Origin of the sequence: Streptomyces harbinensis (genome assembly GCF_900116145.1) — a bacterium.
Taxonomy (GTDB): Bacteria; Actinomycetota; Actinomycetes; order Streptomycetales; family Streptomycetaceae; genus Streptomyces; species Streptomyces carpaticus.
On the sequence record NZ_FPAB01000001.1, the window covers coordinates 45,765 to 71,029 of the forward strand.

Annotated in this window: 21 protein-coding genes; 9 read left to right on the top strand and 12 right to left on the bottom strand. The window is 72.1% G+C overall.

The genetic code is table 11. The features are described from left to right. Window positions 1-49: 49 nt before the first annotated feature. The gene (locus BM385_RS00220; RefSeq protein ID WP_254791403.1) at window positions 50-2,323 is read right to left on the bottom strand and encodes a serine/threonine-protein kinase; all 2,274 of its coding nucleotides are present in this window, start codon (window positions 2,321-2,323) and stop codon (window positions 50-52) included. A gap of 712 nt (window positions 2,324-3,035) precedes the next feature. Further along, complete coding sequence (locus tag BM385_RS00225) at window positions 3,036-4,742, bottom strand: glycerol-3-phosphate dehydrogenase/oxidase (protein ID WP_019431589.1); 1,707 nt, start codon at window positions 4,740-4,742, stop codon at window positions 3,036-3,038. Window positions 4,743-4,957: 215 nt separating this feature from the next. Here BM385_RS00225 and BM385_RS00230 point away from each other — a divergent pair, with 215 nt between their 5' ends. Continuing rightward, on the top strand, window positions 4,958-6,196 hold the full coding sequence (locus tag BM385_RS00230; protein WP_093841823.1) for a nucleotide sugar dehydrogenase: 1,239 nt from the start codon (window positions 4,958-4,960) through the stop codon (window positions 6,194-6,196). A gap of 30 nt (window positions 6,197-6,226) precedes the next feature. Here the strand turns inward: BM385_RS00230 and BM385_RS00235 are convergent, their stop codons facing one another. The 5 genes from BM385_RS00235 to BM385_RS00255 all read right to left on the bottom strand — a co-directional run bounded on the left by BM385_RS00235 (window position 6,227) and on the right by BM385_RS00255 (window position 11,304). Beyond that, window positions 6,227-6,871: a Uma2 family endonuclease gene (locus BM385_RS00235; RefSeq protein ID WP_019431591.1), complete on the bottom strand. Its 645-nt coding sequence runs from the start codon at window positions 6,869-6,871 to the stop codon at window positions 6,227-6,229. A gap of 120 nt (window positions 6,872-6,991) precedes the next feature. Next, the gene (locus BM385_RS00240; RefSeq protein WP_019431592.1) at window positions 6,992-8,107 is read right to left on the bottom strand and encodes a GuaB3 family IMP dehydrogenase-related protein; all 1,116 of its coding nucleotides are present in this window, start codon (window positions 8,105-8,107) and stop codon (window positions 6,992-6,994) included. A gap of 53 nt (window positions 8,108-8,160) precedes the next feature. Next, window positions 8,161-9,666, bottom strand: coding sequence for an IMP dehydrogenase (gene guaB, locus BM385_RS00245; protein ID WP_026047048.1), 1,506 nt, complete (start codon window positions 9,664-9,666; stop codon window positions 8,161-8,163). A 168-nt stretch (window positions 9,667-9,834) separates the two neighbouring features. Beyond that, a complete protein-coding gene (gene shbA / locus BM385_RS00250; RefSeq protein WP_019431594.1) occupies window positions 9,835-10,410 on the bottom strand; it encodes an RNA polymerase sigma factor ShbA in 576 nt (191 codons plus the stop codon). Between the two features lie 282 nt (window positions 10,411-10,692). Continuing rightward, the gene (locus BM385_RS00255) at window positions 10,693-11,304 is read right to left on the bottom strand and encodes a response regulator transcription factor (RefSeq protein WP_019431595.1); all 612 of its coding nucleotides are present in this window, start codon (window positions 11,302-11,304) and stop codon (window positions 10,693-10,695) included. A gap of 419 nt (window positions 11,305-11,723) precedes the next feature. Between BM385_RS00255 and BM385_RS00260 the strand changes: the two genes are divergently transcribed. The 3 genes from BM385_RS00260 to BM385_RS00270 all read left to right on the top strand — a co-directional run bounded on the left by BM385_RS00260 (window position 11,724) and on the right by BM385_RS00270 (window position 13,642). Next, window positions 11,724-12,041, top strand: a complete 318-nt coding sequence (locus tag BM385_RS00260) for a WhiB family transcriptional regulator (RefSeq protein WP_019431596.1) — start codon at window positions 11,724-11,726, stop codon at window positions 12,039-12,041. A 27-nt stretch (window positions 12,042-12,068) separates the two neighbouring features. Beyond that, entirely contained in the window at window positions 12,069-12,875 is an 807-nt protein-coding gene (locus BM385_RS00265; RefSeq protein ID WP_037755071.1) for an SDR family NAD(P)-dependent oxidoreductase, read from the top strand. A 71-nt stretch (window positions 12,876-12,946) separates the two neighbouring features. Beyond that, a complete protein-coding gene (locus tag BM385_RS00270; RefSeq protein ID WP_026047049.1) occupies window positions 12,947-13,642 on the top strand; it encodes an ester cyclase in 696 nt (231 codons plus the stop codon). Between the two features lie 132 nt (window positions 13,643-13,774). Here the strand turns inward: BM385_RS00270 and groL are convergent, their stop codons facing one another. From groL to BM385_RS00285, 3 genes are all read right to left on the bottom strand, one after another. After that, complete coding sequence (gene groL, locus BM385_RS00275; protein WP_093841824.1) at window positions 13,775-15,400, bottom strand: chaperonin GroEL; 1,626 nt, start codon at window positions 15,398-15,400, stop codon at window positions 13,775-13,777. A gap of 138 nt (window positions 15,401-15,538) precedes the next feature. Next, window positions 15,539-15,850, bottom strand: a complete 312-nt coding sequence (gene groES, locus BM385_RS00280; RefSeq protein WP_019431600.1) for a co-chaperone GroES — start codon at window positions 15,848-15,850, stop codon at window positions 15,539-15,541. Window positions 15,851-16,074: 224 nt separating this feature from the next. Continuing rightward, complete coding sequence (locus BM385_RS00285; RefSeq protein ID WP_254791404.1) at window positions 16,075-17,007, bottom strand: polysaccharide deacetylase family protein; 933 nt, start codon at window positions 17,005-17,007, stop codon at window positions 16,075-16,077. Window positions 17,008-17,070: 63 nt separating this feature from the next. On the opposite strand from BM385_RS00285, the gene BM385_RS00290 reads away from it, so the two are divergent. The 3 genes from BM385_RS00290 to BM385_RS00300 all read left to right on the top strand — a co-directional run bounded on the left by BM385_RS00290 (window position 17,071) and on the right by BM385_RS00300 (window position 19,913). Continuing rightward, complete coding sequence (locus tag BM385_RS00290) at window positions 17,071-18,339, top strand: THUMP-like domain-containing protein (RefSeq protein WP_093841826.1); 1,269 nt, start codon at window positions 17,071-17,073, stop codon at window positions 18,337-18,339. A 197-nt stretch (window positions 18,340-18,536) separates the two neighbouring features. Continuing rightward, window positions 18,537-19,079, top strand: coding sequence for a type 1 glutamine amidotransferase domain-containing protein (locus tag BM385_RS00295; protein WP_026047051.1), 543 nt, complete (start codon window positions 18,537-18,539; stop codon window positions 19,077-19,079). 120 nt (window positions 19,080-19,199) lie between these two features. Continuing rightward, on the top strand, window positions 19,200-19,913 hold the full coding sequence (locus tag BM385_RS00300; protein ID WP_093841827.1) for an HNH endonuclease family protein: 714 nt from the start codon (window positions 19,200-19,202) through the stop codon (window positions 19,911-19,913). A 48-nt stretch (window positions 19,914-19,961) separates the two neighbouring features. Here BM385_RS00300 and BM385_RS00305 read toward each other — a convergent pair whose 3' ends face one another. Together BM385_RS00305 and BM385_RS27540 are read right to left on the bottom strand one after the other, a co-directional pair. Continuing rightward, window positions 19,962-20,141 carry a hypothetical protein gene (locus tag BM385_RS00305; RefSeq protein WP_019431605.1) on the bottom strand — a complete coding sequence of 60 codons (180 nt, stop codon included), beginning with the start codon at window positions 20,139-20,141 and terminating at the stop codon, window positions 19,962-19,964. Window positions 20,142-20,221: 80 nt separating this feature from the next. Next, the gene (locus BM385_RS27540; protein WP_254791405.1) at window positions 20,222-23,185 is read right to left on the bottom strand and encodes a D-alanyl-D-alanine carboxypeptidase; all 2,964 of its coding nucleotides are present in this window, start codon (window positions 23,183-23,185) and stop codon (window positions 20,222-20,224) included. Window positions 23,186-23,409: 224 nt separating this feature from the next. Between BM385_RS27540 and BM385_RS00315 the strand changes: the two genes are divergently transcribed. Continuing rightward, a complete protein-coding gene (locus BM385_RS00315) occupies window positions 23,410-24,171 on the top strand; it encodes a GOLPH3/VPS74 family protein (protein ID WP_093841829.1) in 762 nt (253 codons plus the stop codon). Between the two features lie 156 nt (window positions 24,172-24,327). Next, window positions 24,328-25,200, top strand: a complete 873-nt coding sequence (locus BM385_RS00320; protein ID WP_026047053.1) for a helix-turn-helix domain-containing protein — start codon at window positions 24,328-24,330, stop codon at window positions 25,198-25,200. The last annotated feature ends 65 nt before the right edge of the window (window positions 25,201-25,265 follow it).

Genomic DNA, 25,265 nt, shown 5'->3' on the forward strand with positions numbered 1-25,265 from the left:
GCCCACGATCCGTCAACTCCTGGCCAAGCCAGTCTGTATCAGGACCGAGTCACGGCAGCGGCGAAAACGTACGGAAAGCGGTGTCCCGAAGGGTGCGGCACTCCTCCTCGTCCCACGCGTCGGCGGCACACGTGATCATGATGGCGTAGCCACGTCCGGGGTCGACCTGGAATCCCCGGTTCAGAACACGTACCCGGGTACCGCCCTCCGTACGCTCGAACTCCCAGTCCGCGACGGTCGGGTAGTCGCGCCAGCCCACCGCCGCGATGCCGATGCGCTGATACTCCGTGCTGTTGCTGCGGACGGCCGGTTCCAGACTGTGCCAGGCACCGGCCGCGTCATCCCCAGGGGTGGCGTTGAAGTCAACCTGCACCTTCGGCGGTCCCCCGTCCGGGGCGCTGAAGATGCCACCGGAGTTCTGACCGGCTATGCCGGTACGGCGCCAGCCGTCGGGCAGCGACATCCGGAACCGGAAGGTCTCGTCGGTCAGTTCGGCGTACCCCTGGGGGTTCTCCGGCAGGGTGCCGTCCCCGTCGTTCTCCGGGCGGGTGCCGGGCACCCCGGACGACTCGCCGGAGTCCGTTTCACCGGCAGGCGGCTGCGCGGGGTCGGTGCCGGCGTCGCCGCCCGGGTCCGTCCCGGGGTCCGCGCCGCCGTCGGCGGCGTCCGCGCCCGGGTCCGTACCGGCACCGGCGTCGGCGTCCGCGTCACCGGCCGCGCCGTCGTCACCGGGCTGTTCCGATCCACCCGGGTCCTGGCCCTGCTCCTGGTCCTGCTGCCCGCCGTCCGCCTCGTCCCCGCCGCCGCGCGTCACGAGCAGCGTGGTGCCGATGACCGCCAGCACGGCGATCAGCACGGCGGCGACGATCAGTCCGCGCTTGCCGCCGCCCGCCGGGCCGGAGCCGAGCGCGGGCGCGCCGTAGGGGGGCGTGCGCTGCGGCGCGGGCGCCGCCGGCGCATCGGCGGGCGCGGCACCGGCCGTACGGAGCCCGACCACCATCGTCCGGTCCTCGGAGCCGTCCGGGTCGGCCGTCAGGGCGGCGGTCAGCAGCGCGCGGGTACCGGGCTCGTCCAGCCGCTGCTTGGGCGACTTGGCCAGCAACCCGGTGATGGCCTCGGTGAGCGGCCCGGACGAGTTGCGCGGGGGGCGCAGCGGGGCGTTCATGACGGCGGACAGCGTGGCGATCGCGCCGCCCTCGTCGTACGGCGGGCGGCCCTCGACGCAGCAGTACAGCAGCGCGCCGAGTGACCACAGGTCGGCGGCGGGGCCCAGCGCCTCGCCGCGCGCCCGTTCCGGGGAGATGTAGGAGGGGGCGCCGACGAGCATGCCGGTGGAGGTGATCGAGGGGTCGCCCTCGACCTTGGCGATGCCGAAGTCGGTGAGCACGATCCGGCCGTCCTCGTCCGCGATGAGGACGTTGGACGGCTTCACGTCGCGGTGCAGGATGCCCTTGTCGTGGGCGGCGCGCAGCACATCGAGGATGGCGAGGCCGATCTCGGCGGCCCGGGCGGGCGGCATCGGGCCGTCGTCACGGATGAGGTCGGCGAGTGAGCGGCCCTCGATCAGCTCCATCACGATCCAGGGGCGCGAACCCTCGTCCACCACGTCGTAGATGGTGACCACGCCCTGGCTGCGGACGGTGGCGATGGCCTTGGCCTCGCGCAGGGTGCGGGTGATCAAGCGCTTGCGTTCGCTGTCGTCGATGCCGTTGGTGAGGCGGAGTTCCTTGACGGCCACCTGACGGCCGAGGATCTCGTCGGTGGCCTCCCAGACGGTGCCCATGCCGCCGCGGCCCACGATGGAGATGAGCCGGTAACGGCCGCTCAGCAACCGTCCGGGGGGCGGCGTGGACATGCCCGCGATCTCCCCGGCACGCCGCCGGGCGGCGGCCTCGTCGTCACCCTCGGCGCCGGCCTTGGCGGCACCCTTGGCGACGGCCGGCTTCTGTCCGGAAGCCGGGCCCGGTTCCGGTACGGAGGCCGCCCGGCCCGCTGCGTCCGGCGCGGCTCCAGGCTCGTCGGCGTCGGCGGCGGACTCGACCTCGGTACCGGTCTCGGCCTCCGACGTGACCCGCTTCCCAGGAGCAGCGGCCTCATCGCCGCCCTTGGCCACGGCGGCGGATTCCGGTTCCGCCTCCGGCTCGGATTCCGCTTCTTGCCTCGTCAGGGGTTCCGCTTCCGGCGCGGCGTCGGCCTCGACCTCGGGCGCCGCCGCCTCGCTCTCCTCCGCCTTCCGCAGTACCACCGCCGGTTCCGCCCCGGCCGAGGACCGCGCCGCCGCGCTGTCCGTGGCGGAGGGTCCGGTCCGCTGCTCCCGGTCCACGGCCTGCTCCTCGTGCTCTGCGTCCGCCCGGGCCGCTCCGGGTCCGGCTTCCGGTTCCGCTTCCGCCTCCGGCGCTGCTTCCGGTTCCGCTTCCGAGCCCGGCACCGCTTCCGCTTCCGGTTCCGGTTCCGCTCTCGTGCCCGGCTCCGGTGCCGGCCCCGCGACCGCCGCCGCGTCGGCCTCCGGTTCTCCGTCCCGGATCGCGGCGGGCACCGCCCGGGGCGATCCGGCGTCCGGCGCCGCCCGTTCCTCTTCCGCCCGCGTCGGTTGGCCGGCCGCCCGGCCGGTGCGCTCGTCGGCTCGGGTTCCGATGTCCCCGCTGTCCTGGCCCATGCGTCGTGTCCCCTCCGGCTTCCCCGGCCATTGTGACCCATGACGCCGACGCTCCCGCCCCAGGCCCGGCCACCGAACAGCCCCGGGCGTGCGCAGCGGTTCAGCACGAACCGGCCCGAACGGCCGGGTATGCCCTACTCCTTCAGTCCAGCCCCGGTGGCGTTCCGCCACCGTCCCTCGCCGCCCGGTTCCCACCTCCGGCGGGCCGGTGGCCACCAGGCGCGCGCCGTCCGTGTGCGCGCGCCGTTCGTGGACGCGGGCCCGCCCCCATCTGCGGAGACGGCGGCCGAATCGCCGTCACCGGCCGGACACACCCCGGACGTTCACCGACGCGCGAACCTCCGCGCCCAGCCACACCGCGCCCACCCCGCCCCGCCCCCTACAACGGCACGGTGTCCGGCGCCCCCAGCCGGGCCGCGTCCGCCGTCTGGTCGTCCGGCTGCACCTGCGACTCGCGCTCCGCCTCCACCCGCTTCTCGTAGTGCTCCACCTCGCGTTCGATCTGCTGCTCGTCCCAGCCCAGCACGCCCGCCATCAGCTCCGCGCACTCGCGGGCGCTGCGCGTCCCCCGGTCGAAGGTCTCGATGGAGATCCGGGTGCGGCGCGTCAGGACGTCCTCCAGGTGCCGGGCCTGTTCGTGCGAGGCGGCGTAGACGATCTCGGCCCGCAGATAGTCGTCGGCGGCCGGCAGCGGTTCGGCGAGCGAGGGGTCGGAGTCGATCAGTTCCAGGATCTCCTCGATCATCGATCCGTAGCGGTTGAGCAGATGTTCCACCCGCGTGTGGTGCAGCCCGGTGCGGGCGGCGATCCGGGCCCGCGCGTTCCACAGGGCGTGGTAGCCCTCCGCGCCGGTGAGCTGGATCTCCTCGGTGCAGCAGCCGGCGACGCGCCGGTCGAGGCCGTGGACGGCGGCGTCCACCGCGTCCTTCGCCATCACCCGGTACGTCGTGTACTTGCCGCCCGCGACCACCACCAGGCCGGGTACGGGGTGCGCGACCGTGTGTTCGCGCGACAGCTGGCTGGTGGCGTCCGACTCGCCGGCCAGCAGTGGGCGCAGTCCGGCGTACACGCCCTCCACGTCGTCGCGGGTGAGCGGCACGGCCAGCACGGAGTTGACGTGTTCGAGCAGGTAGTCGATGTCGGCGCTGGAGGCCGCCGGGTGGGCCTTGTCCAGGTCCCAGGCGGTGTCCGTGGTGCCGACGATCCAGTGCCGGCCCCAGGGGATGACGAACAGGACGCTCTTCTCGGTGCGCAGGATCAGCCCGGTGGAGGAGTGGATGCGGTCCTTGGGCACCACCAGGTGGATGCCCTTGGAGGCGGTGACGTGGAACTGGCCGCGTTCGGCGATCATCCCCTGGGTGTCGTCGGTCCACACGCCGGTGGCGTTGACGACCTGCTGGGCGCGGATCTCGTACGTGCCGTTGTCCTCCAGGTCGGTCACCTTGACGCCGACGACGCGTTCGCCCTCGCGCAGGAACTCGGTGACCCGGGTGCGGTTGGCGGCCAGCGCCCCGTACGAGGCGGCGGTACGGACCAGGGTGGCGACGTAGCGGGCGTCGTCCATCTGGGCGTCGTAGTACTGGAGCGCGCCGACCAGCGCGTCCTTCTTCAGACAGGGCGCGACCCGCAGCGCGTGCCGCCGGGTGAGGTGCCGGTGGTGGGGCAGGCCGCGGGAGTGGCCGGAGGAGAGGGACATGACGTCGTACAGGGCGACGCCGGTGCCCGCGTACAGCCGCTCCCAGCCGCGGTGCTGGAGCGGGTACAGGAACGGCACCGGCTTGACCAGGTGCGGGGCGAGGCGGCCGAGCAGCAGTCCGCGTTCCTTGAGCGCTTCGCGGACGAGGGCGAAGTCGAGCATCTCCAGGTAGCGCAGTCCGCCGTGGATGAGCTTGCTGGAGCGGGACGAGGTGCCGGACGCCCAGTCCCTGGCCTCGACGATGCCGGTGCTCAGGCCCCGGGTCACCGCGTCCAGGGCGGTGCCGGCGCCGACGACGCCGCCGCCCACCACGAGAATGTCCAGCTCGCGTTCGGCCATCCGGGCGAGTGCCTCGGCCCGCTGCCCGGGTCCCAGGGTCGCTGTCTTCACGGTGCCTCCTCGTCGTTCGCTGCTCCGGGTCCCACCCCCTTGCCCGCCCCCTCGCCCGCGCCTCGCCCGCCGATCCCGCCGGGTGGTGACCCGCTTTTCGATGCTCTCCCATTTCCGGGGCCCCCGCGCGGCAGAAACCGGACCGAACTGACAATCCGCTATATATGTCATATAGGTGCGCTCCGGCGCACAGGGGAGAAGGGAAGCCGCCGCACATGCCCGCTGACCTCGCCGTCCTGGGACTCGGCCATCTGGGTCTGCCCGCCGCACAGGCCGCCTCCGCCACCGGGGTCGGCACCGTCGGCTACACCGACGACCAGCACACCGCCGCCGAACTCAACGCGGGCCGCCCCCCGGCCGGCAGCACCCTCGCCGCCGCCGAGCTGCGCCGCATGCTGGCCGCCGGCTTCCAGGCCGGTACCGACCCGGCCCTCCTCACCCGGGTCCGCACCGCCCTCATCTGCGCCCCCACCCCGCCCGCCGCCGACCAGCGCTCCCTCGACCTGACCGGTGTCCTGGAGTACGCCCGCGTCCTCGCGCCCCGGCTGCGCCCGCGCACCCTCGTCGTCCTCGAATCAGCCGTGCCCCCCGGCACCACCGAAGAACTCCTCGCCCCCGCCCTCGAAGCCGGCTCCGGACTGCGCGCCGGACGCGACTTCCACCTCGCCCACGCCCCCGGCCGCCTCGACCCCGGCAACCGCCACCACGACTACGCAGCCACCCCGCGCGTCATCGGCGGCCTCACCCCCGCCTGCACCGAGGCCGCCGCGGCCTTCTACGGGCGGCTCACCGACAAGGTGGTCCGCGCCAAGGGCGTCCGGGAGGCCGAGACCGTCAAGGTCCTCGAAACCAACTACCGGCACGTCAACATCGCGCTCGTCAACGAAATGGCCGTCCTCTGCCACGAACTCGGCGTCGACCTGTGGGACGTGGTGCGCTGCGCCGAGACCAAACCCTTCGGCTTCCGCTCCTTCCGGCCCGGCCCCGGCGTCGGCGGCCACGCCGCGCCCATGGACGTCGCCCCCGGCCGGCTGCGCATGGTGGAACTCGCCCAGGAGGTCAATTCCCGGATGCCCGGGTACGTCACCCAGCGCGCCGCCACCCTGCTCAACGAGTACGGCAAGTCGGTACGCGGCGCCCGGCTGCTGCTCCTCGGCGTCACCTACCGGCCCGACCTCCCCGACCAGCAAGGCGCACCGGCCCGCGAGATCGCCCGCCGCCTCGCCGACCTCGGCGGCCGGCTCAGCTTCCACGACCCCTACGTCACCCAGTGGCGGGTCGGCGGCGCCCCCGTCCCCCGCGCCGACTCCCTCTACGAGGCCGCCGCCGGAGCCGACCTGACCCTGCTGCTCCAGCACCACTCCGTCTACGACCTCCAGGGCCTGGCCGCCAAGGCCCAGCTGCTCCTGGACACCCGAGGCGCCACCCCGGCCGGCGCCGCGCACCGGCTGTGACCCCTGGCTCCACCGGGCTGGAGCCGACGGCTACCCGGCCAGGAAAACCGAGGTGTCCAGCGCCGGGTAGGGCTCGGGCAGCGGCAGCGCACGTCCCAGCTCGACCTCGACCTTGGTGGCGTAGCGCGCCTTGGCCGACTCATCACCCGGCTTCGGGTCCGAATAGGCGTACGCCTTCTTCTCGTCCCGGTGGATCAGCACATACACGGGGACACCGGCCGCCGCGTACGTCCGGTACTTCGGTCCGGTGTCCGTCTCGTGGTTGCTGGAGGTGACCTCGCCGACCAGATCCAGCAGATCGACCGAGTACCAGCCCTTGTGGGCCCGGCAGTACGCTTCGTCGACTTCGGAAGGCCGACGCCGCCGCACATAGAAGTCCGGAATGAGCAGGCCCTGCGTCCGCTCACCCTTCAGACCCGTGCGAAAGCCGTTGCCCATGCCCGCCAGCCGGAAACCGGCCGACCGCAGTTGGAAGTACAGCTCACTGGCACCATCGTTGTGCGCGTCTCCGGGCTGTGGTGGCACGATCGCCATCCCCTCGATGAACTCGGGCCGAAGCGGCACATCCACAGCCTCTTCGAGCGCGATCAGCAGATCGATGGGGTCCATTCGTGGCTTCTTCACCGGCTCGGTCACGGAATCATCGGCAGAATCGATGGCGCGTTCGGCGATCATCGTCACTTTCCGCCCCTTCCCTCTCTGGTGACAGGCTACGCCCGCATGGGTGCCCCGGCACCATCATGCGGGCGTCCGCGCGCCCTACCGCCGATCGAGGGAAATGATCACTCCATCGCGTTAACGCGACGCCGCGACCGTGACCTCCACACGCTGGAACTCCTTGAGTTCCGAGTAGCCCGTCGTCGCCATCGCCCGGCGCAGCGCGCCGAAGAAGTTCATCGAGCCGTCGGGGATGTGCGAGGGGCCGGTCAGGATCTCGGCCGTCGTGCCGACCGTCCCGAGCCGCACCTTCTTGCCGCGCGGCACGTCCTCGTGCACCGCCTCCATGCCCCAGTGGTGCCCGCGCCCCGGCGCGTCCGTCGCCCGGGCCAGCGGCGAGCCCATCATCACCGCGTCCGCGCCGCACGCGATCGCCTTCGGCAGGTCGCCGGACCAGCCGACGCCGCCGTCCGCGATCACGTGCACGTACCGGCCGCCCGACTCGTCCATGTAGTCCCGGCGGGCCGCCGCCACGTCCGCCACCGCGGTCGCCATCGGCACCTGGATGCCCAGCACGTTGCGCGTGGTGTGCGCCGCGCCGCCGCCGAAGCCGACCAGTACGCCGGCGGCGCCCGTCCGCATCAGGTGCAGGGCCGCCGTGTACGTGGCGCAGCCGCCCACGATGACCGGCACGTCCAGCTCGTAGATGAACTGCTTGAGGTTCAGCGGCTCCGCCGCGCCCGACACGTGCTCGGCCGAGACCGTCGTGCCGCGGATCACGAACAGGTCCACGCCCGCGTCCACCACGGCCTTGGAGAACTGCGCGGTGCGCTGCGGCGAGAGGGCCGCGGCCGTCACCACGCCCGCGTCCCGCACCTCCTTGATGCGCTGCCCGATCAGCTCCTCGCGGATCGGCGCCGCGTAGATCTCCTGGAGCCGCCGGTTGGCGCTCTCCTCCGACAGCTCGGCGATCTCCGCGAGCAGCGGCTCGGGGTCCTCGTAGCGGGTCCACAGCCCTTCGAGGTTGAGCACCCCGAGGCCGCCCATCTCGCCGATGCGGATCGCCGTGGCCGGCGACACCACCGAGTCCATCGGGGCGGCCAGGAACGGCAGCTCGAAGCGGTAGGCGTCGATCTGCCAGGCGATGGACACCTCCTTGGGGTCCCGCGTACGCCGGCTGGGCACCACCGCGATGTCGTCGAACGCGTAAGCCCGCCGCCCGCGCTTGCCGCGCCCGATCTCGATCTCCGTCACGTGCTGAGCCTTTCCCTGTGCTTCTCCCGGCAGACGTCCCAGTATCCCCGGGCTCAGCGCCGCGAGTAGTTGGGGGCCTCGGTCGTCATCTGAATGTCGTGCGGGTGGCTCTCCTTGAGGCCCGCCGCCGTGATCCGCACGAACCGGCCGCGCTCCTTGATGTCCGGAACGGTGCGCCCGCCCAGGTAGTACATCGACTGGTGCAGTCCGCCCACCAGCTGGTGCACGACGGAGGCCAGCGGCCCGCGGTAGGGCACCTGGCCCTCGATGCCCTCGGGGATCAGCTTGTCGTCGTCGCCGATCGACTCCTGGAAGTAGCGGTCCTTGGAGTAGGAGCGCTGCTCGCCGCGCGACTGCATGGCGCCCAGCGAGCCCATGCCGCGGTACGACTTGAACTGCTTGCCGTTGATGAACTGGAGCTCGCCCGGCGACTCCTCGCAGCCCGCCAGCAGCGAGCCGAGCATCACCGTGTCCGCGCCGGCCACCAGCGCCTTGGCGATGTCGCCGCTGTACTGGAGGCCGCCGTCGCCGATCACCGGGATGCCGGCCTCGCGGGCCGCGAGCGACGCCTCGTAGATCGCGGTGACCTGCGGGACGCCGATGCCGGCCACCACCCGGGTGGTGCAGATCGAGCCGGGGCCGACCCCGACCTTGATGCCGTCGACGCCCGCGTCGACCAGGGCCTTGGCGCCGTCCCGGGTGGCCACGTTGCCGGCCACGACATCGACCCGGTCGTGGTTGGACTTGATCTTGGCGGCCATGTCCGGGACGAGCTTGGAGTGCCCGTGCGCGGTGTCCACCACCACGAAGTCCACGCCGGCCTCGATCAGCGCCTGGGCCCGCTCGTACGCGTCCCCGGCGACACCGACGGCCGCGCCGACGATCAGCCGGCCCTCGGCGTCCTTGGCGGCGTTGGGGTACTTCTCCGCCTTGACGAAGTCCTTGACGGTGATCAGCCCGCCGAGCCGGCCGTCCGCGTCCACCAGCGGCAGCTTCTCGATCTTGTGCCGGCGGAGCAGCTCCATGGCCTGCTCGCCGGAGATCCCGACCTGGCCGGTGACCAGCGGCATCGGCGTCATGACCTCGCGTACCTGGCGGCTGCGGTCCGACTCGAACGCCATGTCGCGGTTGGTGACGATGCCCAGCAGCTTGCCGGCCGCGTCCGTGACGGGCACGCCGCTGATCCGGAACCGGCCGCACAGCTCGTCGGCCTCGCGCAGCGAGGCGTCGGGCCGGATGGTGATCGGGTCGGTGACCATGCCCGACTCGGAGCGCTTGACCCGGTCGACCTGGGCGGCTTGCTCCTCGATGGACAGATTGCGGTGCAGGACGCCCGCCCCGCCCTGCCGGGCCATGGCGATGGCCATCCGGGCCTCGGTGACCTTGTCCATGGCCGCCGAGAGCAGCGGGACGTTCACCCGGACGTTGCGGGAGATGTACGAGGAGGTGTCGATGTCGCCGGGGGCCATGTCGGCCGCGCCCGGCAGCAGCAGCACATCGTCGAAGGTCAGCCCGAGGGCGGCGAACTTGTCCGGCACTCCATCGGTGTAATCACTCATGACTGCGACTGCCTCTCCACGCTCGCGGCTCACGCGCTGCATCCCTCCGCACGCACGCATCCATCCGGCCTACGCACCCTTGCCCAGCCTGGCTGTCCATGCTAAGCGGAAGCCGGGGCTCACTCTTACCGCGTGCTTACGTCCCGGCCGTGATACTCGCCGCATGCCCTATCGTCCGGCGAGCGCCCGCAGCCGGCTGAGCGCCCGGTGCTGTGCCACCCGCACGGCCCCCGGGGACATGCCCAGCTTCTGCCCGGTCTCCTCGGCGGTCAGTCCGATCGCCACCCGCAGGAGCACCAGCTCGCGCAAGTGATCGGGGAGGTTGGCCAGGAGTTTGCGGGCCCATTCGGCGTCGCTGCTCAGCAGTGCCCGCTCCTCCGGCCCCAGCGAGTCGTCCGCCCGTTCGGGCATCTCGTCGGAGGGCAGGACGGTGGAGCCGGGGCCGCGCATGGCAGCGCGCTGCAGGTCGGCGACCTTGTGCTGGGCGATGGCCACCACGAAGGCGTCGAAGGGCCGGCCGGTGTCGCGGTACCGGGGCAGCGCGTAGAGCACGGCCAGGCACACTTCCTGTGCCAGGTCGTCGACGAAGTGTCTGGCCTCACCCGGCAGCCGCGCCAGCCGGGTGCGGCAGTAGCGCACCGCCAGTGGGTGCACATGGGCGAGCAGGTCGTGAGTCGCCTGGGCATCGCCCTCGGCGGCCCGATGGACGAGGGCGCCGATCGCCGTGGTCTCGTCATCGCGCATCGGTCCATGGTGCACCGTCGCGCCGCGGTCCGGTGCACCGTGTGGTGAGTTGTGCACCGAAGCGTTATGTGAAGCGTGCTGAGATGTCTTCGCAGCGTTCGGAGCGGGAGCACTGCTGCCCGTCATGTCCCGGGCCCTCCCCTCGCACGTGGCCGGCTCGTCCCCAAGGAGCGTCATGCTTCAAGCATGCGGCACCGGGGAAAGTTTCAGGCCCGCTCCGTGCCGGACGGGGCGACAGACACGGGCCGCCCCTCCCCGTCCGGCCTGGGTGGCCCGGCCGCTTCAGCGGACCAGGCCCCAGCGGAAACCCAAGGCCACGGCATGTGCCCGGTCGGATGCCCCGAGTTTTTTGAACAGCCGGCGGGCGTGTGTCTTGACGGTGTCCTCGGAGAGAAAAAGCTCACGCCCGATCTCGGCGTTGGACCGCCCGTGGCTCATTCCCTCCAGCACCTGGATCTCGCGGGCGGTGAGGGTGGGGGCGGCGCCCATGTCGGAGGAGCGCAGCCGGCGCGGGGCGAGCCGCCAGGTGGGGTCGGCCAGCGCCTGGGTGACGGTGGCCCGCAGTTCGGCGCGCGAGGCGTCCTTGTGCAGATAGCCACGGGCTCCGGCCGCGACGGCGAGGGCGACGCCGTCGAGGTCCTCGGCCACGGTCAGCATGATGATGCGGGCGCCCGGGTCGGCCGACAGCAGCCGCCGCACGGTCTCCACACCTCCGAGCCCCGGCATCCGGACGTCCATCAGGATGAGATCGGACCGGTCGGCACCCCAGCGGCGGAGGACTTCCTCGCCGTTGGCGGCCGTGGTGACCCGCTCCACACCGGGCACGGTGGCGACCGCCCGGCGCAGGGCCTCCCGCGCGAGCGGGGAGTCGTCGCAGACAAGAACGGACGTCATGGCCGGCCTCCGCAGCTGATGCGCATCACGTTGAGCCTCCAGGCTGTTGTATGTCGTCACCTGTGCGATTGACGGCCCCGGACCCCCTGGCCCGGCGGTGGTCTCTTCCGTCAACCGCCTCCGCCCTCTCAACGACGGTCACCCGAAAGAGTTACGGCTTCCGTACTTCACCTTCGATCGTCCTTGGGCTATCAACCCCACAGCCTTCAGCACTCTACGTGACGATTCCGTCACGCGATAGGCGTGCTTCACCCAACACGCCGAACATTCGTTTTTGCCCTATTTAGCGGCACCTGCCCTTTTTGAGAGGTTTCCGGATATATTCGGCTGGTAGTCATATTTACATCTGCCCAACGGCGGCGGATGTGGACTGATCAAGCCGGACCCGTACGACAGCTCGTATCCGATGGGACACTCTCATGGCAGATTTCTCCCGGCTTCCGGGCCCGAACGCCGATCTCTGGGACTGGCAGCTGCTCGCCGCGTGCCGGGGCGTGGACAGTTCCCTCTTCTTCCACCCCGAGGGCGAGCGCGGTGCCGCCCGCAGCGCGCGCGAGGCGCAGGCCAAGGAGGTGTGCATGCGCTGCCCGGTCCGGTCGGAGTGCGCGGCGCACGCGCTGTCCGTGCGCGAGCCCTACGGAGTGTGGGGCGGGCTGACCGAGGACGAGCGCGAGGAGCTGATGGGCCGGGCCCGCCGGAACCTCGTCGACGCGAACACGCCAACCCGCCGGGACTGACCGGAGCCGACCGGCTACCGTCTCCGCATGACAACTGCATTGGTGACGGGAGCCACCGCCGGGATCGGGGCCGCCTTCGCCCGGCGGCTGGCGCGGGACGGCCACAATCTGGTGCTGGTGGCGCGGGACGCGCAGCGGCTGCGGAGCACGGCGGCCGAGCTGCACGACCGGCACGGGATCGAGGCGGCGGTGCTGGTCGCCGATCTGGCCGGGGACGCGGGCATCGCGGCGGTCGAGGAACGGCTCGGTGACCGCCGTCATCCCGTGGACCTGCTGGTCAACAACGCCGGCTTCGGCCTCAAGGGCAGCTACCCGGACGTGCCCATGGACGATGAGCTGCGGATGCTGAAGGTGCACTGCGAGGCGGTGCTGCGGCTGACCACGGCGGCCGTCGTCAGCATGCGGGAGCGGCGGCGCGGCGGGGTGGTGAACGTCGCGTCGGTGGCGGCGTTCGTCCCGCGCGGCACCTACGGAGCGTCGAAGGCGTGGGTCGTGCAGTTCACCCAGGGGGCGGCCCGGGACATGGCGGGCAACGGGGTGCGGCTGATGGCGCTGTGCCCGGGATTCGTGCGGACCGAGTTCCACGAGCGGGCCCGGATGGGCACGAAATCCATCCCGGAGTGGATGTGGCTGGACGCGGACAAGGTGGTGGACGCGGGCCTGCGGGACCTGGCCAGGGGGCGCACGGTCTCGATCCCCGATCCGCGGTACAAGGCACTGCTCGGCGCGGCGAAACTCGTGCCGCGCGGGGCGCTGGGCGGGATCACCAGCCGGGCGGGGCGGAAATACGGGCCGCGGCGGGAGGCGCCGGGAGCGGATACCCCGGGTGGGTAGGAGGACATGACCATCCTCCCGGTTTTACGCTGAAGGTATGAGGTGAATGCACTCTCCCGAGGGAATCCGTCATGACGTTCGTGCAAGTAATCGACCTCAAGACCACCAGGGTCGGTGAGATGGACCGTCTCATGGACCGCTGGACCGAGGCGACCAGGGGAAAGCGTACGGCTACCCACTCGATCGTCGGGAAGGACCGGTCGGATTCCACTCATGTGGTGGAGATCGTGGAGTTTCCCTCGTACGAGGAGGCGATGAGGAATTCGAAACTCCCGGAGACCGACCGGATATTCAAGGAGATGATGGAACTGTGCGACGACGTTCCACGGTTCACCGACCTGGACGTCGTCCGCGACGAGCAGCTGAACAAGAGTGCGGCGCGTGCCTTCTTCGAGACCGTGATCAATGACCGGGACCTCGGGGCGGCGGACGGGCTGCTGAGCCCGGACTACGCCGACCACGACCCGGCCAACGCGGCCGATCCGCTGGGGCGGCGGGAGCTCAAGGAGCAGACGGGGATGTACCTCAGCGCCTTCGAGCCGGTGTTCGTCATCGAGGAGCAGATCGCCGAAGGGAATCTGGTGACGACCCGGTGGACGGTGACGGGTACCCACTCCGGTGAGTACCTGGGGCTGGAGCCCACCGGCCGCCCGCTGACCATCACCGGCCACACCACCTTCCGTTTCGAGGACGGGAAGATCGCCGAGGGCTGGTGGAACTGGGACCAGCTCGGCGTGATGAGCCAGCTCGGCCTGGTCGAGACCTGACCGCGCCGCCGGAGGCGGTACGGCCGCCGCACACCGTACGGGGAAGGCCCCCGTCACACCCGGGAAACGGGCGGGGACGGGGGCCTTCCTGTGGAACGTCCGTGCCGTGCGGGGTGCCGCGCGGCGGACGGGTCAGTGGCTGTGGCCGTGACCGCCGGCGGGGGCCTCCGGCTCCTCTTCCTTCTTCTCCACCACGAGGGTCTCGGTGGTGAGCAGCAGGGAGGCGATGGAGGCGGCGTTCTCCAGCGCGGAGCGGGTGACCTTGACCGGGTCGATGACGCCGGCCTTCACCAGGTCGCCGTACTCGCCGGTGGCGGCGTTGTAGCCCTCGCCCTTGTCGAGCTCGGCGACCTTGGAGGTGATGACGTAGCCCTCCAGGCCGGCGTTCTCGGCGATCCAGCGCAGCGGCTCGACGACGGCGCGGCGGACGACGGCGACACCGGTGGCCTCGTCGCCCTCCTTGCCCAGGCCGCCCTCGAGCACCTTGGCGGCGTGCACCAGGGAGGCGCCACCACCGGGGACGATGCCCTCCTCGACCGCGGCGCGGGTCGCGGAGATGGCGTCCTCCAGACGGTGCTTCTTCTCCTTCAGCTCCACCTCGGTGGCGGCGCCGACCCGGATCACGCACACGCCGCCGGCCAGCTTGGCGAGGCGTTCCTGGAGCTTCTCGCGGTCCCAGTCGGAGTCGGTGGCCTCGATCTCGGCCTTGATCTGGGCGACCCGGCCGGCGACGTCGGCGGTGTCGCCGGCGCCGTCCACGATGGTGGTGTCGTCCTTGGTGACGGTGACGCGGCGGGCGGTGCCGAGCACGTCGAGACCGGCCTGCTCCAGCTTGAGGCCGACCTCCTCGGAGATCACGGTGGCGTTGGTGAGGGTGGCGATGTCACCCAGCATGGCCTTGCGGCGGTCACCGAAGCCGGGCGCCTTGACCGCGACCGCGTTGAAGGTGCCGCGGATCTTGTTGACGACGAGGGTGGACAGCGCCTCGCCCTCGACGTCCTCGGCGATGATCAGCAGCGGCTTGGAGGCACCGCCGGCCTGCATGATCTTCTCCAGCAGCGGGAGCAGATCCTGGATGGCGGAGATCTTGCCCTGGTGGATCAGGATGTACGGGTCGTCGAGGACGGCCTCCATACGCTCCTGGTCGGTGACGAAGTACGGGGACAGGTAGCCCTTGTCGAAGGCCATGCCCTCGGTGAAGTCGAGCTCCAGGCCGAAGGTCTGGGACTCCTCGACGGTGATGACACCGTCCTTGCCGACCTTGTCCATCGCCTGCGCGATCAGCTCGCCGACCTGCTTGTCCTGGGCGGACAGCGCGGCGACGGCGGCGATGTCCTCCTTGGAGTCGATCGGGCGGGCGGTGGCCAGCAGGTCGTCGGAGATGGCGCGGACCGCGGCGTCGATGCCCTTCTTCAGGGCGGCCGGGGAGGCGCCGGCGGCGACGTTGCGCAGCCCCTCGCGGACGAGCGCCTGGGCCAGGACGGTGGCGGTGGTGGTGCCGTCACCCGCGATGTCGTTGGTCTTGGTCGCCACCTCCTTCACCAGCTGGGCGCCGAGGTTCTCGTAGGCGTCCTCGATCTCCACCTCACGGGCGATGGTGACACCGTCGTTGGTGATGGTGGGGGCGCCGAACTTCTTGTCGATGACGACGTTGCGGCCCTTGGGGCCGATGGTCACCTTCACCGCGTCGGCGAGCTGGTTGACACCGCGCTCGAGGGCGCGCCGGGCGTCCTCGTCGAACTTCAGGATCTTCGCCATGACGTGCGTATCCCTCGTAAAAGTATGTGGAAGCTGGAGCGAGCTGGTAGCTCGGGGCGAAAAGGCAGCCGCGCCCCTCTCCCGGCTGTCGGTGACGGGGAGCCGGGGCGCGGCCGGGTGAAGCGAAGCTCTTGGGGCTTACTTCTCGATGATGGCGAGCACATCGCGGGCGGAGAGCACCAGGTACTCCTCGCCGTTGTACTTCACCTCGGTGCCGCCGTACTTGCTGTACAGCACGATGTCGCCGACCTTGACGTCGAGCGGCAGCCGGTCGCCGTTCTCGAAGCGGCCCGGGCCCACGGCGAGGACGGTGCCCTCCTGGGGCTTCTCCTTCGCGGTGTCCGGAATGACCAGGCCGGAGGCCGTGGTCTGCTCGGCGTCGAGCGGCTGGACCACAATGCGGTCCTCGAGCGGCTTGATGGCAACCTTGGAACTGGTGGTGGCGGTCACGTCCGACCTCCCCCTTCGGAGAGCTCTTAAGGGTCTGCTGTCTTGGGATAGCGCCCTGGAGGACCCGTCGTCGCGGGTGCCGGATCCGCCCGTCGCGCATCGCTGGCACTCACCGGTGGAGAGTGCCAGAATTGAGAGTAGGCGGCGATTAGCACTCAGTCAACCAGAGTGCCAGCGCGCGCCCCCGCGACGGCGCCCACGGAGACCGCCGTACCCCGCTGACCTCACAGGTAGTCCTCCAGTCTCGCGATGGCGAAACCCTGCGCGGTGGCCGTGTCGACGACCCGCCGGATCATGTCGGGCATCGTGCCCTTCCACTCCTTTTCGCCCCGGAAGTGGGTGAGGATGATGTCGCCCGGGTGCAGCTTCTCGTCCTCGCGCCCCCACTCGATGCGGTCGGGGAACGCCTCCTCGGCCCACAGCGGCACCACCTCCACGCCGCAGGACGCGGCGGCGCGCAGGGTGTCGCGGTCGTAGGCGCCGTAGGGCGGGCGGAAGAGGGTGGGGCGCTCGCCCATCTCCTCCTCCAGGGTGTCCTGCTGGGTGCAGATCTCCTTCTTCTGCCCGGCGGCGGAGAGCGCGGGCAGTTCCCGGTGGTTGACGGTGTGGTTGTGGATGCCCCAGCCGTCGTCGCGGGCGGCGCGGAAGTAGTCGTAGTCGTCGCGGGCCACGTAGTCGGAGAGGAAGGCGCTGACCGGGATGTCGAGTTCGCGGAGCATCTCCAGCAGCTTCGGGTCCTTGTGGGCGCCGTCGTCGATGGTGAGGAAGACGACCTTGTCGTCCGTGGGGACGCGGGTGATGACGGGCGGCAGGCCCTCGCCGCCGATGTGGCCGGGTTCCGCGGTCAGCTCCGGCTTCCCGGCCGGCGGGGCGGGCGGGCGCAGCGGGGCCCCGGCCAGCCCCCAGCTCTTGGCGGCGGCCAGCCGCTGCTTCTCCGCCGCGATGAGCTGGTCGGCGTACGCGGTGAGCGCGTCGGCCGCCGTACGCGCCTGGGTGCGCTGCGGTGCGCCCGGGCCCGCCGCGGCGGCGTCGGGGGCGGGTGCCGCGGTGGTGGCGGTGCCGCAGGAGAGGAGCGTGAGGCCGAGGACCGCCAGCCCGGAGGCGGTGATCCCGGTCCAGAAAAAGGATGTTTGTCGTACTTGTCTTATGATCCTCATGGAGCGGATGCTGACACCGCCCACCGGGAACACCCCGCACGACGTCCCGGCCCGCCGGGGAGAATGACCCACGTGGCCGCACCCGATTCCTCCGCCCGACCGACCTTCGACGCCCTGCTGAGCCCCGAAGGACAACAGCTCCTGGACCGCCTGCGGGACTTCGACCCGGCGGACGAACTCGCCCTCGCCACCCGACTGCGCCGCGATCACCCCGCCGGCCTCGTCTCCGCCGCCCTCGGCCAGGCCCGGCTGCGGCAGCGCGCCGCGGCCAAGTTCGGCGCGGACGCCGCCCGCATGTACTTCACGCCGCACGGCGTCGAACAGGCCACCCGGGCCTCCGTCGCCACCTGGCGCGCCCGGCGGATGGCGGACCTGGGGGTGCGGCGCGTCGCCGACCTGTGCAGCGGCATCGGCGGCGACGCCATCGCCCTGGCCCGGGCCGGCATCGCCGTCCTCGCCGTCGACCGCGACCCGCTCACCTGCGCCGTCGCCGAGGCGAACGCCGCCGCCCTCGGCCTGGACGACCTGATCGAGGTGCGGTGCGCCGAGGTCACCGAGGAGCACACCGCGGGCTGCGACGCGGTGTTCGTCGACCCCGCCCGGCGCGGCGGACGCGGCCGGATCTTCGACCCCGAGGCGTACTCGCCCCCGCTGTCCTGGGCCGTCGGCGCCGCCGCCCGCACCCCGTACGCCGCGCTCAAGACCGCCCCCGGCATCCCGCACGAGGCCGTCCCCGACGGCGCCGAGGCCGAGTGGGTCTCGGACCGGGGCGAGGTCAAGGAAGCGGTGCTGTGGTTCGGCACCAGCGCCCCCGGCACCCGCCGCGCCACCCTGCTGCCGGCCGGCGCCACCCTCACCGGCGCCACCGGGCAGGCCCCGGCCGGCGAGCCGGGACGGTACCTGTACGAGCCGGACGGCGCGGTCATCCGCGCCCATCTGGTGGCCGAGATCGCCGCCCGGCTCGACGGCCGGCTGCTCGACCCGACCATCGCGTACATCACCACGGACACCCCCGCCAGTACCCCGTACGCCACCGGGTACGAACTGACCGACGTGCTGCCGTTCAACGTGAAACGGCTGCGCGCCCTGCTGCGCGAGCGCGGCGCCGGCACCGTCACCATCAAGAAGCGCGGCTCCGCCATCGACCCCGACGAACTGCGCAAACGCCTCAAGCCCAGCGGCCCGCACCGGGCCACCGTCATCGTCACCCGGCGCGCCGGCGCCCCGGTGATGCTGCTGGCCCGGCCCCTGGCCGGCGCGGACGGCGACAGGGACGGGAGCGGGAACGGCGACGGGGACGGGGACGGGAGCGGGGACGCCCCCGGAAGCTGACGCCGCCCGGGCCCCGGCACCCGCGGCTTCCGGTCACGCGCCGGGCCCGGCCGGGCGACCCGGCCGGAAACCGTCCCCCACCGCCCCCGTCCCCGCCCCGGATTTCCCGCCCCGCCCCACGCATGACCGGCCCGCCGCCGGGGCACCCGCACCGGCACGACACCCACAGGACCGGACAGCGAAAGGACGTGACCGTCGTGCGCGTGGCCTTCCTCGTAGCACCCGAAGGCGTGGAGCAGATCGAACTCACCGACCCCTGGGACGCTCTGCTCGCGTCCGGCGGAGAACCCCGCCTGATCTCCACCCACGGTGGCCGGATCCAGGCGTTCAACCACCTCGACAAGGCCGACACCTTCCCCGTCGACGAGACCGTCGCCGAAGCCTCGGTCGAGTCCTACGACGGCCTGGTCCTGCCGGGCGGCGTGGCCAACCCCGACGCGCTGCGGCTCAGCAGCCGCGCCCTGGCGTTCATCAACGGCTTCTTCGCCACCGGACGCCCCATCGCGGCCATCTGCCACGCGCCGTGGACCCTGGTGGAGGCCGACGCCGTACGCGGCCGGACCCTCACCTCCTGGCCCAGCCTCAAGACCGACATCCGCAACGCCGGCGGCACCTGGGTGGACGAGCCCGTCGTCATCGACAACAACGGCCCCAACACCCTGGTCACCAGCCGCAAACCCGGGGACCTCCCGGCCTTCGACGAGGCGTTCCTGGCGCAGTTCGCCGCCGCCTCCGCCTGAGGTGATCCGGCGTCCGCGCGCCGGTGGCTGACTCCCTCACCACCGTGTTGACGTTCCGTACCGGGCCATAAGATCGTCATCGGTCAAGCACGGAACTCAACGGAAATATGGGGTGGGCACATGCGCGGCCGTCAGATCTCAGTCGCAGTCGCCATAGCCGTCAGCAGCGCACTGGCGCTCGGCGGCTGCACGGTGGAGGACGCCGCCGAGCCCGCGGACCGCGCCACGGACAGCTCGCCGCCGGCCGACGGCGCCCCACCGGCCACCGACTTCATCGTCACGGCGCTCCCCGGACTGCCCACCCCCGAGGACGCCCGCACCCGGCTCGGTGAGCTGACGATCGCCGAACAGCGGTCCATGAGCGGCTACAACCGGGACAAGTTCCCCCACTGGGCCTCCACCGACGGCTGCACGGCCCGCCAGCAGGTCCTCCAGCGCGACGGCGAGGACGTCGTCACCGACGACAACTGCCAGCCCACCTCGGGCAGCTGGTACAGCGCCTACGACGGCGTCACCCTGGACGAGGCCAAGGACGTCGACATCGACCACATGGTGCCGCTGGCCAACGCCTGGCGCTCCGGCGCCGACACCTGGGACGACGAGCTGCGCGCCGCCTTCGCCAACGACCTGACCGGCCCGCAGCTGCTCGGCGTCAGCGCCGCCTCCAACCGCTCCAAGGGTGACCAGGGCCCCGAGGACTGGCAGCCGCCGCTGGAGGAGTTCTGGTGCGAGTACGCGCTGGCGTGGACCGAGGTGAAGCACGGCTACGACCTGACGGTCACCCAGGACGAGCACGACGAGCTGGCCGCGATGCTCGACACCTGCCCGGCCTGACGGCGGCGCCGCCCGGCCGCCCCGGGCTCCGTGCTCCGTGCTCCGGACTCAGCGCGCGGACCGGTAGTTCTCGGCCTTGTCGAGAATGGTGGTGAACCGCTGCCACTGCTCGGCCGCCTCGGCCGTGCGGCCCACGGTGAAGTCCTCCGGGTCGAGGAAATCCAGCCTCGCCCGGGTGGCCGGGTCCAGGTCCCGCCACGCCGCCTCGTCCTGGGGTGATCGCGCCACCGGGCGATGCTATCGCCTGGCCGGCGGCGGACGGGCCCGTACCGCGCGGTAGCACGCGGTACGGGCCCGTCCGGCCCCGATCAGCCCAATCGGCGCAGCTTCGCGCCGAACCCGGGCTCCGTCAGCTCCTCGGCGAGCGCCACCGGAACGGTCGTCTCCCGGCCGCCGGTGCCGTCACCGACCGTCAGCGTGCCGACCTCGGTACCGGCGGCGGCGGAGTGCGGCAGGTCCTCGGCGGCCTTCAGCTCCACGCGCAGTTCCAGGCCCGGCCAGCCGGCGGCCCGCACGTCCTCGGTGACGGTCACGGGGGTGCGCCCGCCGAGACCGTCGTCCACGTACCCGACGACGTCGCCCGCCGCGAGCACCGTCTCCTCGATCAGCTCCTGCTGGGCGAACTCGATCAGCGTCCTGCCCGCGTTCAGCGCGCCGGTGAGGATCGACAGGTCCACCGGGTCCGGCGGCTGGCGCAGCACGGCGCCGACGATGAGGCGGGTCTCCTCGCCCACGGTCTGCTCGGCGGCGAAGAGCAGATTGCCGAGGGCGGTGGTGGTGGTACCGGTCTTGATGCCGACGGTGCCGTTCATGGGTACGAGGTGGTTCCAGTTGCCGTGCCGCTCGCCGTTGCTGTCGTAGTACTCGGGCATCCGCACGATCTGCCGGAACACCGGGTCCTCCATGGCCGCTTTGCCGAGGATCACCTGGTCCTCGGCGGTGCTGACCGTGTCCGGGCTGAGGCCGGAGGGGTCGGTGTAGGTGGTGTTCTTCATGCCGAGTTCGGCGGCGGTCTCGTTCATCTTGGCGACGAAGTCGGCCTCGGAACCGGCGTCCCAGCGGGCGAGCAGCCGGGCCACGTTGTTGGCGGAGGCGATCATGATCGCCTCGATGGCCTCGCGCTGGGTGAGCTCGTCGCCCGCGGTGACCGAGACGACGGACTCGTCGTCCGTGTCACCGAGCGCCACGTCGTCCTCGGCCTGCCGGTCCACGGGGATGGTGGCGCCGGTGGATTCGGGATCGGCGTCCATGGGGTGGTCGCGCAGGATGAGGTACGCGGTCATGACCTTGGCGACGGAGGCGATCGGCACCGGCTCCTGGTCGCCGGAGGTACCGAACGTGCCGATCCCGTCCACGTCCAGCGCGGCCTGGCCCGACCCGGGCCACGGCGCGGTGGGCGCCTCGCCGTCGAAGGTGTGGGTGTCGGCGGCGGTGAGGCCGAGGGTGGGCTCGGGCAGCGGGCGCAGGGACTGGGCGACCGTGAAGATGATCAGCAGCAGGACGACCAGCGGCGACCAGATCTTGATCCGGCGCAGCACGGTCCGCAGCGGGGTGGGCGGCGGCGGGGGCGTGTTGGTGAGCGCGGCGAGCAGTTCGAGCGGTTCCCGCTCGGAATCCGGCACCGGCGGCGGCCCGGCGGGCGGCGGCGGCACGGGGGCGGCGGGCGCGGCGGCCTTCTCCGGCCCGGCGACGGGCGGCGGCATGGCGGGCGCGGCGGGGGGCTCGGACGCGCTGCGCGCGGGCTTGCCGCCCTCGGCGGGGGCGGTGTCGGACGGCTTGGACAGATCCGCGCCCTTGGCGGCGGCCTTACCGCTCGCCGCCGGGGCCTCGGCCGGCTTCGGCGGCGCGGAGGCCGAGTCTGCGGCCCCCGCCGGGGCGGCGTCGGACGGCTTGGACAGATCCGCGCCCTTGGCGGTGGACTTGCCGCTCGCCGCCGGGGTGCCGGCCGGCTTCGGCGGCACGGCGGCGCCACCCGCGCGCTCGCCGTCCTCGGACGAGGCGCCGGAGGACGGGGTCGCGGCGTCGGTCGGCTTCGACAGGTCCGCGCCCTTCGCGGTGGGCCTGGCGCCCTCGGCGGACGTACCGGTGGACGGGGCGTCGGCGTCCTTCGCGTCCCCGGCAGAAGTGGGGCCGGACGGCGCCTTGCCCGGCTTGGGCGGTACGGCGGTGGGCTTCGGCGGTGCCGCTTCCTCGCCCGCCTCGGAGGAGGCAGCGGCGTCCGGGGCCCGGCCCGGCTTCGGTGGCACCGGGGCCGCCGCCCCCGGCTTCTCCGCGGCGGCCCCGGCGCCCCGCGCGTCCGCGTCACGGCGCGGGTCGGCAGGGACCGCCCCGGACGGGGCGGGCGACGGGGAGAAGTCCAACGTGGCGTCCGCACCGGCCGCCGCGTCGCGGCGCGGCGTGGCCGGTACCGGGTCCGGCCCACCGGAGGGCGTGCCCTCACCCCGCTCGGCACCGCCGGACGAGGCCGAAGCGGCATCGTCCGCGAGAGCCGCCGCCGGGGAGAACACCATCGTCGCGTCTGAACCGGCGGCCTTGCCGCCGCGTGCCGTCGCTGCCCCGGACACACCGACGTCAGCGGCATCCGCGCCACTGTCCGGGGAAGCGCCGTCCGTGCCCGACGCGTCGGCCGAGGCAGCCGCACCGCTGTCCACGGCAGCACCCGCACGGGCGGCTGCGTCGGCCGGTGCGTCCGCGCCGGAAGCGGCAGCGGCAGCGGTGACGGCCGATGCAGCCGCAGCGGCCTTCGCGCCGCTGCGCGGTCCTCCCGGCGCGGCATCCGCCGTTTCGGCCCCGCTCGCCGTGGCATCCGGGCCCGCGTCCGTCGTTTCGCCGGCCGTCGTGGTGGCTCGCCGCTTCTTCGGTGCTGCCTCCGGGGCGTCATCGGCGTCCGCCGTCGTTCCCGAGGCACCGCCTTCCGGCCCGGCCGGGTCCGCTCCGGCCGCCCCGTCCCGCCGGCCCTCGCCGGAGGCCGTCGCTTCCGCCGCCGATCGCCGCAGCGCCGCCGCCGGGGAGAACACCATCGTCGCGTCCGAACCGGCGGTCTTGCCGCCGTCTCCGTCCGGGTCTCCGGCCCGTTCGGCCGGTTCCTCCGGGTCGTCGGCCGGTTCGGCCGGTTCCGCCGGCTCCTCGCCGGCCGGTGTGGGCCCGGATATGTTCCGCTTCGTGGGGGCGGGGGTCTCGGCGGGAACTGTTTCCGGGGGGCCGGACGTCCTTCCACCTGACTCCTGCTGATCCCGCTCCCGCTCCGCGATGTCCGGGGACTCGCCCGCCACCGTGCCTCCTAGCAACCTGTTCTTCATACGTTCGCCGCTGGCCCTAACAGTCTGCCGCGTGCTGTGCACCGTGGCTGACCACGCGCGGCCTGGCGGAAATCCGCCCTCCTCCCCCTTTGACGGGCCCGACATATCTACGGGTTCCATCACAAATCAACCACGCACTCTCGACAGCAGCATGTGAGAGGCGTCACCCTGTCTTTCATCCACGCGGGGAGGCATGGATGAGCAGGAGTCGTAGAACCATTCCGGAGGAGCTGCTGCTGCTCGCTCTGGACCCGGCCACGGGTACCACCGCACAGCCGCAGTCACTCGACCTCGGCCTGGCCGGGGCCCAGCTTGTGGAGCTGGCTCTGGCAGGACGGATAGCCCCAGACGGGGACCGCATAGCCGTGGTGCTGCCACGGCCGACTGGAGATCCCACCTTGGACTCCGCCCTGGAGCTGCTGCGCCGCCGTGGCAGCCCCGTGCGGGCGGTCAACTGGATCGGCGGGCCCCGGCTGGGGCTGCGCCAGACGTACCTCACGCATCTCGAACGCTGCGGCATGGTGCACGCGGTCGAGAACCAGATGTGCGGCGTGCTGCCGACCACCCGGTATCAGGCGACGGACACCGCCGTCAGCCGGCAGATCCGGGCCCGGCTGGACACCGCCATCCGTACCGGCACCCCACCGGATGCCCGGACCGCCGCGCTGGCGGCGCTGGCGCACGCCGTGGGGCTCGGCAAGCATCTGTATCCCGGGAACGAGGGGCGGTCATCCCGCGCCCGGCTGCGGGATCTGATCCGGCACGACCCGATGGGCGGGCTGGTGGCCCACGCGGTGATGGATGTGCAGAACGGAGTGGCGGGCCAGGCCGCCGCCCGGCGCCAGCAGCAGCAAGCGCAGCCGCAGGCACCGGAGCGGACCCCGGCCGCCGTCGGAACGGCGCCGGCACCGGCGCGGTCCGGCGGTGTGCGCGTGCGGTCGCGTTCGCTCTCCCACTAGACCTGCCGGGAGCCGCATCGGGCATGGGGTGCGGCCGGGGTGCCGACCGCACCCCGGCCGTACCCCATGCCGGTGTTTTCCAGCGGGCATACCTCCGTAGATGGCAGGCTGCTGAGCACCAGTCATACTGATCCACGCAACGGAGGTGCACCGTCAGTGGCGGGCAATGTCAATCCCACTGTCCGGCGCCGCAGGCTCGGTCAGGAGCTGCGGCGGCTCCGCGAAGACAAGGGCATGACCGCGGAGGAGGTCGCCGACCGGCTGCTGGTGTCGCAGTCCAAGATCAGCCGGCTGGAGAACGGCCGCCGGAGCATAAGCCAGCGCGATGTGCGCGATCTGTGCGGTGTCTACGAGGTCGACGACAAGAAGCTGATCGAGTCCCTGATGCAGATGGCGCGGGAGTCGCGGCTCCAGGGCTGGTGGCACGCGTTCGCGGAGCTGTCGCCGACGTACAGCGTCTACATCGGCCTGGAGATGGACGCGTCCTCGCTGCGGGTGTACGAGCCGCAGATCGTGCCGGGGCTGCTCCAGACGCACGACTACGCGGCGGCCGTGATCGCCGGCGCGCTGCCGGAGGTGGCGCGCGAGGAGGTGGACAGCCGGGTCCAGGTGCGGCTGCGGCGGCAGCACCGCATCCACGAGGACCGGGTGCCGCTGCGGATGTGGGCGGTGGTGGACGAGGGCGCGCTCCGGCGCATGGTGGGCGGCCTGGAGACGATGCGCGGGCAGATAGAGCATCTGCTGGACTGTGCCGGGCTGCCGCATGTGACGCTTCAGGTGATGCCGTTCTCTGCGGGCGCGCATCCGGGGGTGAACGGCCAGTACACGATCATGGAGTTCCCGGAGAACTCGGATTCCACGGTGGTGTATCTGGAGGGCGTCACCAATGATCTCTATCTGGAGAAGCCGCACGACGTGCAGCACTACAGCGTGATGTACGAGCATCTGCGGGCGCAGGCGCTGAGCCCGGAGCAGACGCGGGAGTTCTTGGAGGGGCTGCTGGTGGAGTTCACCAAGCAGCCGTCCTGAGGACGGTCCCGGGAACGGTCTCCAGCGGGTGGGCCCGGGCCGGCTGCGGCTGTACCGCCTCGGTC

Bases quoted from the DNA above. Each gene is read 5' to 3' on its own strand.
- BM385_RS00260 (WP_019431596.1), top strand. From the start codon at position 11,724: ATGGCAGATTTCTCCCGGCTTCCGGGCCCGAACGCCGATCTCTGGGAC.
- BM385_RS00315 (WP_093841829.1), top strand. From the start codon at position 23,410: ATGAGCAGGAGTCGTAGAACCATTCCGGAGGAGCTGCTGCTGCTCGCT.
- shbA (WP_019431594.1), bottom strand. From the start codon at position 10,410: ATGCGCGATGACGAGACCACGGCGATCGGCGCCCTCGTCCATCGGGCC.
- groL (WP_093841824.1), bottom strand. From the start codon at position 15,400: ATGGCGAAGATCCTGAAGTTCGACGAGGACGCCCGGCGCGCCCTCGAG.
- BM385_RS00255 (WP_019431595.1), bottom strand. From the start codon at position 11,304: ATGACGTCCGTTCTTGTCTGCGACGACTCCCCGCTCGCGCGGGAGGCC.
- BM385_RS00230 (WP_093841823.1), top strand. From the start codon at position 4,958: ATGCCCGCTGACCTCGCCGTCCTGGGACTCGGCCATCTGGGTCTGCCC.
- BM385_RS00270 (WP_026047049.1), top strand. From the start codon at position 12,947: ATGACGTTCGTGCAAGTAATCGACCTCAAGACCACCAGGGTCGGTGAG.
- BM385_RS00285 (WP_254791404.1), bottom strand. From the start codon at position 17,007: ATGAGGATCATAAGACAAGTACGACAAACATCCTTTTTCTGGACCGGG.
- BM385_RS00235 (WP_019431591.1), bottom strand. From the start codon at position 6,871: ATGATCGCCGAACGCGCCATCGATTCTGCCGATGATTCCGTGACCGAG.
- BM385_RS00290 (WP_093841826.1), top strand. From the start codon at position 17,071: ATGACCCACGTGGCCGCACCCGATTCCTCCGCCCGACCGACCTTCGAC.
- BM385_RS00300 (WP_093841827.1), top strand. From the start codon at position 19,200: ATGCGCGGCCGTCAGATCTCAGTCGCAGTCGCCATAGCCGTCAGCAGC.
- guaB (WP_026047048.1), bottom strand. From the start codon at position 9,666: ATGAGTGATTACACCGATGGAGTGCCGGACAAGTTCGCCGCCCTCGGG.
- BM385_RS00265 (WP_037755071.1), top strand. From the start codon at position 12,069: ATGACAACTGCATTGGTGACGGGAGCCACCGCCGGGATCGGGGCCGCC.